At 72.7% G+C, this 8,371-nt stretch carries 5 protein-coding genes; 4 read left to right on the forward strand and 1 reads right to left on the reverse strand.

The window, feature by feature from the left end; all coding sequences use genetic code 11:
- Window positions 1-983, reverse strand: a 983-nt coding sequence (locus HMPREF0321_RS09345) for a lipopolysaccharide biosynthesis protein (RefSeq protein ID WP_217490537.1), incomplete at its 3' end; no start/stop codon positions are given.
- Between the two features lie 114 nt (window positions 984-1,097).
- On the opposite strand from HMPREF0321_RS09345, the gene HMPREF0321_RS09350 reads away from it, so the two are divergent.
- From HMPREF0321_RS09350 to HMPREF0321_RS09365, 4 genes are all read left to right on the forward strand, one after another.
- A complete protein-coding gene (locus HMPREF0321_RS09350; RefSeq protein WP_006946053.1) occupies window positions 1,098-5,348 on the forward strand; it encodes an alpha-(1->3)-arabinofuranosyltransferase family protein in 4,251 nt (1,416 codons plus the stop codon).
- 2 nt (window positions 5,349-5,350) lie between these two features.
- Window positions 5,351-6,193 (forward strand): glycosyltransferase family 2 protein, encoded by an 843-nt coding sequence (locus HMPREF0321_RS09355; RefSeq protein WP_006946049.1) that lies wholly within the window; start codon window positions 5,351-5,353, stop codon window positions 6,191-6,193.
- Window positions 6,190-7,263 (forward strand): glycosyltransferase, encoded by a 1,074-nt coding sequence (locus tag HMPREF0321_RS09360; protein ID WP_006946050.1) that lies wholly within the window; start codon window positions 6,190-6,192, stop codon window positions 7,261-7,263. The genes HMPREF0321_RS09355 and HMPREF0321_RS09360 overlap by 4 nt, the downstream gene beginning before the upstream one ends.
- Window positions 7,247-8,371, forward strand: a 1,125-nt coding sequence (locus HMPREF0321_RS09365) for a hypothetical protein (protein ID WP_006946052.1), incomplete at its 3' end; no start/stop codon positions are given. The genes HMPREF0321_RS09360 and HMPREF0321_RS09365, both read left to right, overlap by 17 nt.

Consider the following 8,371-nt stretch of genomic DNA (forward strand, 5'->3'; position numbering starts at 1 on the left):
CCGAGCGGGAGAAGGAACCCGCGGCCCCGCCACAACGCGCGGGCGCCGTTCGCCGCGCCTGCAGTGTCACCGGACGCGACGCCACCCGAATCAGCGCCACCCGAATCGGCGGGAGATGCGGAGGCGCTCGAGGCGGCGAGGCGCGGCACGATGAGCAGCGCGAGGAACTGCGTGCCCCAGCACATGGCGCGCGCGAACGTCGAGGCGAGGCCGTAGGCGCCGGACGTCTCGGGGGCGAGGAAGTGACGCACGAGGACGACGTCGACGTTCGTCAGCGCCGTGAACGCGGCGAGCGTCGAGTTGGAGCGCCACATCTCGCGCGCCAACCCGTCGCTGCCCGCGCCGACGCCGACGAGCGCATCACGGCTCGCCCACAGGCCGAACGCGGCGGCGCACCACGCGGCGAGCGCCATGACGACGAAGACCTCCGTGACGTTCGCGCCCGCCGCCGCGCACCCGAGCGCGCCGGCGACGCGGGTCGCCGCCGTCACGACGTAGAGCGCGGCGAGGCGGGCGATGGCGCCGCTGCCGAGCAGGACGCCCTGGTAGGCGCCCGTCAGCGTCATCGGCAGGAGCATGAACGCCATCGCGATCGTCGGCGCGAGGCCGCCGAGGTGGAACAGCGCGTCGACGCCGGGGGAGGCGAGCATCGTGACGACGCTCAGCGCGACGCCGACCCGCGCGGCGAGCCCCAGCCCGCTCGAGCGCAGCGACGGGTGCGCCCAACGTCGCGCGATGACGACCTGCAGCGCGCCTGCGGGGATGACGAGGACGATGCCGAGGGTGATGAGCGCCGAGTACGCGCCGAATCCGGCCGGCCCGAGCGCGCGCGTGAGGATGAGGACGAAGACGTAGCTGAGCAGGTTGCCGAGACCCATCGCGACGGCCAGCACGACGCCGCCGCGCCCTGACGGTGCCTCCGACGTGGCCTGCGTCGAGTCGGGAGCCGGAGCCGGGCGCGCGTCGGCGGATGTGGCGTTCACCTGCACGACCCTTCTTCCGAACGCCCGTGTGACGTGGGCTACCTGCTGGTTATATTAGGTGCTTCACGGTCGACCGTCCGTGAACCCCCTCGGCCCAGGCCCGGAAGGACGCTCGTGCGACGACCCATCCTGCGCCGCGGACGCCTCGATGCCTACGCCGTGGCCTGTGCCGTCGCCGCCGTGGTGCTCGCGGCCGTCGTCTTCCTCAACGATCTCGGCCACTTCAACACCGACATCAAGCCCGAGGTGTACCTCGCGCCGTGGGAGATGGTCGGCCGGTACCTGTCGTCGTGGACGGCGTCGCCGTACCTGGGGTCGGCGAACTTCAACGTCGGGCTCGTGCCCGTCCTGCTCGTGCTGTCCGCGCTGCGCGGCATCGGGCTGTCGCCGGAGTGGACGTTCAAGGTCTTCCACCTCGCACTGTGGCTCGTCGCGGCCTGGGGTGCCGCGCGCCTGACGCGCACCGTCGCGCCGCGTTCGACACGCTGGCTCGGGCTCGCTGCAGCCGTGTTCTATCTCGCCAATCCGTACGCGATCGCCGCGGGCAACACGCTCGCCATCGCCCTGCCGATGGCGTTCCTGCCATGGCTGCTGCTGTGCTACCTGCGCGCCCTGCAGCGGCCGTCGTCCTGGGCGTGGCCGGCGCTGTTCGGGCTCGCGTTCTTCGCGATGAGCGGCATGAACGTCGCCGTCGTGCCGCTGTTCCAGCTGTTCGGCATCATCCCGATCGCCGCCGTCGCGCGCTGGCACCTGCACCGCACCTGGCGCGAGGTCGCCGCCGTCACCGCGAAGTGCGCGCTGTTCGTCATCGCCGTGTCGCTGTACTGGCTCGTGCCGGCGATGTCGGCCGTCGCCACCGGCAGCCAGATCGTCGGCACGTCAGAAACTCTCGACGGCATCCACAAGGTCTCCTCGTTCACCGAGGTGCTGCGCGGGCTCGGGCTGTGGCCACTGTACGGCCACGGCGACGCCGGACCGTGGGTGCCGCAGAACGCCGCCTACATCACGAGCCCCTGGGTCATCGCCCTGACGGCCCTGTGGCCCGCGCTGGCGCTCGTGTCGCTGCGCTGGGCCCGCACCGGGGTGCGGCGCGCCGCGGCGCTGACGGCGGCGATCGCGGCCGTCGTCATGGTCGGGCTGTTCCCGGGTGAGAACGATGCGGAGAGTCCCGCGGGTTGGCTCATCCAGGCCGTGCTGGCGTTCCCGCCGCTCGCCGCCTTCCGCACGACCAACAAGATCGGTGCGCTGCTCGCGCTGTCGTTCGCCGTCGCCCTCGCGTTCGGCGCCGTCCATCTCACGCGTCTCGTGCGCCGCCGTTCCGGTCTCGCGCCGATCGCCGCGGCGCTCGCGAGCATCGTCGTCGCCGCCTGGATGCTGCCGGCCCTGGCGAACGGGCTCTACATCTCGCGCATGGACATCCCGTCGTACTGGGACGACGCCGCCCGCGCCGCCGATGACGGCGCCCCGCACTCCTCGACGCTCGTCCTGCCGGGCCAGACGCGCCCGACGTACCGCTGGACGGTGCAGCGCCCCGACGACCTGACGAACTCCCTGCTGAAGCGCGACGCCGTCATCCCCGAGACGACACCGAACGCGAGCGCCCCCGGCGGCAACTTCCTCGCGGCCCTCGACGACACCGTCCAGTCCGGTACGGCGTCGGGCGACATGGTGTCGACGTTCGCGCGCTACCTCGGCTCCGACAACGTCCTCGTGCGCCACGACACCGTCTGGGAGAACGACGGGGGAGCGCGCCCGGCCGTCGTCCAAGCCCTCATCGGCACCGACACCGGCCTGTTCGGTTCCGGCAACTTCGGCAAGCCTGGGCAGAACGTCCTGTCGCCGGTCGCCTCGCCCGCCGGGTACGACGAGGCGAGCCTGCGCCCCGTGCAGCTGTACACCGTGCGTGACCCGCGAACGGCCGTGCGGGCGCAGAGCATGGCGAACTCCCTCGTCGTCGCGGGTGACGGCTGGTCGTTCCCCGAGATGGTGAACGCCGGGCTGCTGCGCACGTCACCGAGCGTGCAGTACGCGCAGGATCTCGACGCCGCAGCCCTGACGCGCGCGCTGCAGGCCAAGGGGCGCCTGGTCATCACCGACACGAACGCGCGACGCTCCGCCATCGCGCAGCGCCTCACCGCGGGCAACGGCGCGCTGCTCGCCGCGGGCGACCCTCTCGGCACGACGCGCACGCTCGGCGATTCGCCCGACGATCAGACGGTGCTGCTGCGCTCCGGGACGCTCGTCACCGCGACCACCTCCGGCGGCACGTTCTTCGACCTGCCGTACGCGGTGCCCGAGAACGCGTTCGACGGCAACCCCGACACGAGCTGGCGCTTCGGCGACTTCCGCCGCGCCGTCGGTCAGCGCCTCGACCTCACCCTGCCCGCGAGCCAGACGCTCGGTGACGTCACGATCGCCCAACCCGACCTCGGCCCCGTCAAGATCGACAAGGCGACGATGACGGCGGGTGGCCGCTCCGTCACGGTGCGCGTCCCCGATTCGGGCAAGGCCACCTTCCACATGGGCGGCGTGAGCGCGGACCGCGTCAGCGTCCACATCGACAGCATCCGCGGCGACGGCTTCAACCTCGTCGGCATCTCCGAACTGGGCCTGCCGGGGCCAAAGGCGACGCGTGCCGCGCGCACCCCGACGACGCTGACACGCCTCTACACAGGCCTCGACGACGCGGGCCGCTCGGCGTTCTCGTCCGCGCCCCTCGACGTCCTGCTGCGCCGCGTCGAGAACACGCCCGCGGCCGCCGACGACAGCGAGATCGCGCTGCGCCGCGTCGTCTCCCTGCCGCAGGGCCGCACCTTCAACGGGGATGCCCGCGTGCGGATCGACGGCGACGACCTGGAGAAGATCTACGACGAGGTCGCCGGGTACAGCGACGCGGTGCGTGCGACGTCGTCGGGCGTGTGGTTCGACAAACGCCAGTACCGTGCCTCGGCCGCGGCCGACGGCAAGAGCGACACGGGCTGGGTGCCCGGGGGAGCCTCGCCCAAGGGCGCCTGGTGGCAGCTGACGACGGCGCCGCGCGACATCACCAGCGTCGACCTCACGCAGAAACCGACGCTCGGCGACGCGAAGCGCACGCAGTGGGCGACGAAGGTGTCGGTGCTCGTCGACGGCAAGAAGGTCGCGAGCTCGTCGGTGAACAAGAACGGCGACACGCACATCGCGCTGCCCGACGGCACCCGCGGCTCGCGCGTGCGGGTCGTCATCGACGCCTCCGACGGCCCGGAGCTCGCGACGCCCGCCGAGTTCACCCGCATCGACACGGGCGCGTCGATGAAGACCTCCGACCTCGGCCCGTTCGACTCACCCGGCAAGAACCGCTGCCTCGACGTCGCGACGATCGACGGGCGCGCCGTGCCGATGCGCCTCGACGACGACACGATCACCCGCTCCTCGCAGGAAGGCACGCGCTGGGTCTCGTGCACGCCAGTGACGCTCGACGCCGGCGATCGCCGCATCGAGCAGGCCCCAGGGTTCGTCCTCGACTCCCTCGACCTGCGCGACAACCGCAAGCAGGCGACGAGCGTGCCCGCGGCGCCCGCGTTCCGCGTCACCGACGACACGCCGACGCACAAGACGATCCGTCTCGAATCGAGCGCGACGCCGAGCGCCGTCGTCATCGGCCAGAGCTACGACGCACGCTGGAGCGCGACGCTCAACGGCAAGGCGCTTCCCGCCCCGACGACGATCGACGGCTACAGCACCGGCTGGATCCTGCCCGCCGGCGCGCAGGGCACCGTCGAGATGCGGTTCGCGCCGCAGCGCTGGGCGAACGTGGCGCTGATCGTCACGCTGCTGACGCTCGCGGCGATCGCCGCCATCGTCATCGTCGCCGCCCGACGCGGCGGCCTGCGCGCGCCCGTGCCGCACCGCAGCGAGACGTACACGCGCAGCATGCGCCGCGCCGACGCACTCGCACGGCGCAGCGACGCTCAGTACCTGCGCCTCGACGTGGCATGCGTCGTCGCCGCGACGTTCGGCGTCGGCGCCGCGGGCCTCGTCGCCTCGCTCGTCTCGGTCGCGGCGCTGCGCCTGACGCGGGTGCGCTCGCGTCATCTCGTCGTCGCGGGGGCGCTGCTCGTGCTCGCAGGCGTCGGGGCGTTCCTCCTGCTCGACCCGAGCCTCGGGCAGGTGAGCGCCGACGCCATCGCCGCGAACATGTGGCCGCACCGCATCGCGGGCGCCGGCTTCGTCATCGCGCTCATTGGGTTGTTGCGTCAGCACGACGCGCCACGAACCGCACGCCGCAGCGGCGGCAGCCACCGCGCGGGGCCGCACACCGAGGCGGCCACGGACCCAGCCACGAAGACAGCCACGACCGACCGGGCGATCGCAGAACGAGGATGATGATGGACGAGCGAACCCCTGACGCGATGTTCGAGCGTGGTGTCAGCGTCATCGTGCCCACGCGCAACAACGAGCGCACCCTCGAAGCGACGCTGCGCTCGGTCAAGGAGCAGAGCGAGCCGGGCGTCACGCTCATCGTCGTGGACAACGCCAGCACGGACGCGACGAAGGACATCGCGCGCCGCTGGGCCGATGTGTACCTCGAGGGCGGGCCGGAACGTTCCGCGCAGCGCAACCGCGGCATCGAGGCCGCGCAGACGCCGTGGATCGTATGGCTCGACAGCGACATGATCCTGCCGCCGCGGGCGATCGAGGTCGCCCTCGACACGGCGCAGCGCACCGGCGCCGACGGCGTCGCGCTGCCCGAGCGCACGATCGGCGACGGTTTCTGGACGGCGTGCCGGGCCCTGGAGCGCGAGTGCTACCTCGACCAGCCGTGGTTGCACAACCCGCGGCTGCTGCGGCGTGACTTCATGCGCACCGACGGCGAGTTCCACCTCGCGATGTCGGGGCCGGAGGACGCGGATCTGCGGCTCAAGATGCGCCGCGCGGGTCAACGGATCGAGCTCGCCCCCATCATCATCGACCACGACGAGGGCCGCCTCACGCTGCGCGACGTCTTCTCCAAGCGCTATTACTACGGGCGCAGCATCCCTGCCTTCGCGGCCGAACACGACGGCGCCGTCGGGCAGCAGGGCCGTGACGTGCTGACGGCGTACTGGGCGCACCGCGACGACCTCGCGCGTCGCCCGCTGCACGCGGCCGGCATGGTCGGCATGCGCGCGATGGAGGCCGTCGGCTACGCCCTCGGCGCGGCGAGCGCACGGCGCGATCACGCGCGATGACCCGCGAGCTGCTGTGGCTGTCGCTGCCCGATCAGCGGCCGCGCCGTGAGCTGTACTGGATGTCGCGGATGCCGGGCACGCACGTCACGGCGATGGCGCGCGAGGAGCCGTTCGGCGACCTCACCTGGGTGCCGACGACGTACCGTCGCCCCGTGACGCGCTTCATCGAGGCCGGCGCGTTCGCGTGGGCGCAGGGGCTCGACGAACAGCTCGAGCGGACGCGCCCCGACTGGGTCGCGAGCCTCGAGCTGTGCTCGCTGGTCACCGGCCAGCTCAGCGCGCGGCGTCGACGCCGCCCGGGGCTGCGGCAGGCCGTCATCACCTGGGAGAACCTGCCGCGCCAACCGTTGTACGCGCTGCCGCCGTACCGTCAGGCGTTCGAGAGCACCCGCGACGCCGACCTCATCCTCTGCATGGTCGACGCGGCGCGCGACCACCTCGAACTCAACGGATTCGACCTGTCGCGCGTTCGCGTCGTCAAGCCGGGCGTCGACGTCGAAATGTTTTGCCCCGCAGCCGAACTCGCCGACCGACCGCGGGTCGTGTTCACCTCGCCGCTCTCGACGAACAAGGGCATCGACACCGTCCTCGACGCGATGCGCCTCGTGCGCCGGCGCGTGCCCGACGCGCAACTCGTCGTCGCCGGTAACGGGCCGCTCGCGGGGCTCGTCGAGGAGGCCGAGCAGGCCGAACCGGGCGCCGTCGTGCGCGCCGGATCACTCGACGCGCCCGGCGTCGCCGAGCTGCTGCGCTCCGCGCGCGTCTTCACGACGGCGCCGCGCCCGACGTGGAAGTGGACCGAACAGCTCGGCCTCGCCTACCTCGAGGCGCAGGCGTGCGGGTTGCCCGTCGTCACGACCGCGTGCGGCACCAATGACGAAGCCGTGCGCGCACCCAACCTGCTGACGGAGTCGGGCGCGTACGCGCTCGCCGAGGGTCTCGTGCACTTCCTCACCGACGACTCGGCCGCGCGTGCGGCGTCGGCGGCGAACCGCGCGCGGATGCTCGCCGAGCACGACATCCGCCGTCAGAGCGCGAAGATGGGCGAGGCCTTTGCCGAGTTCGAGTGACGCCGTCACGACGTCCGGCCGGGGAGCGACGCACGGGGCTGCGTGGGGCGCGACGCGCTGGGCGGGCCGTCACGCCGGGCTGCTCGCGAGCGCGGTGTGCGCCGCCGTCATCCTCGGCCCGATGCTGCTGACGCGCGGGTTCTGGCTGCACTACGACATGGTGTTCGTCCCGCATCTGCCGTTGTCGGACACGACGCTCGGTACGGCCGGGCAGGTGCCGCGCGCGGTGCCGAACGACGCGATCGTCGCGCTGCTCGACCTCGTCCTGGCCGGGGACATCACGCAGAAGATCATCCTGCTCGGGGCGTTCCTCGCCCTCGGCGCAGGCGTCGATCGATGGCGCGCGCCGGTGCTCGCGCGCGTGTGCGCGAGCGTCCTGCTCGCCTGGAACCCGTGGGTCGCCGAGCGTCTCGCGATCGGCCACTGGGGGTACCTCTGGGGCTACGCGGCGTGCGTGTGGGCGATCGTCGGGGCGCTCGAGGCGCGCCGCGCTCGCACACGTTCGTCGGACGGCGTCGCGGCCGGCCGCGCGGAGGCCGAGACTGCTCGCCGCGCTGATTCGGCGGGAGAAGTCGACGCCTGGATCGACACGGACCGCGCCAGAGAGAGCGTCGCTCACCGCGACGCCGATGCGACGCATGCCCGCCGCAGCGTCGCCGTCGCGCTCGTCATGTCGGCGGCGTCCGGTTCGACGGGGGCCGTCCTCGTGGCCTTGGCCCTCGCCGCTGTGACGTTCGCACCCGGCGCGGGACGGCTGGCATGGCGCGCCGGGTGGCGCCCGACGTTGCGGACGGTGCTCGCCTGGGTCGGCCTCAACGCCTCGTGGTGGTGGCCGTTCCTCACGGCCGCGCCGAGCGACGCCGCCGACGCGGCCGGCGTCAAGGCGTTCGCGGCCCGCAGCGACGGCGCGGGGCCCGTGTGGACGTCCCTGCTCGGCGGTGGCGGCATCTGGCACGCGCCGTCATGGTTCGCCGAACGCAGCTCAGCGCCCATCGTGCTCGCCTCCGCCCTCGTGTGCGTCGCCGGCGTCATCGCCGCCCGGCGCCTCGGTCGCGGGCCGATCACGGCGCTCGCCGTCACGGGGCTGTTCCTCGCGGGCGCGAGCACC

It is taken from the genome of Dermacoccus sp. Ellin185, assembly GCF_000152185.1.
GTDB classification, from domain to species: Bacteria; Actinomycetota; Actinomycetes; order Actinomycetales; family Dermatophilaceae; genus Dermacoccus; species Dermacoccus nishinomiyaensis.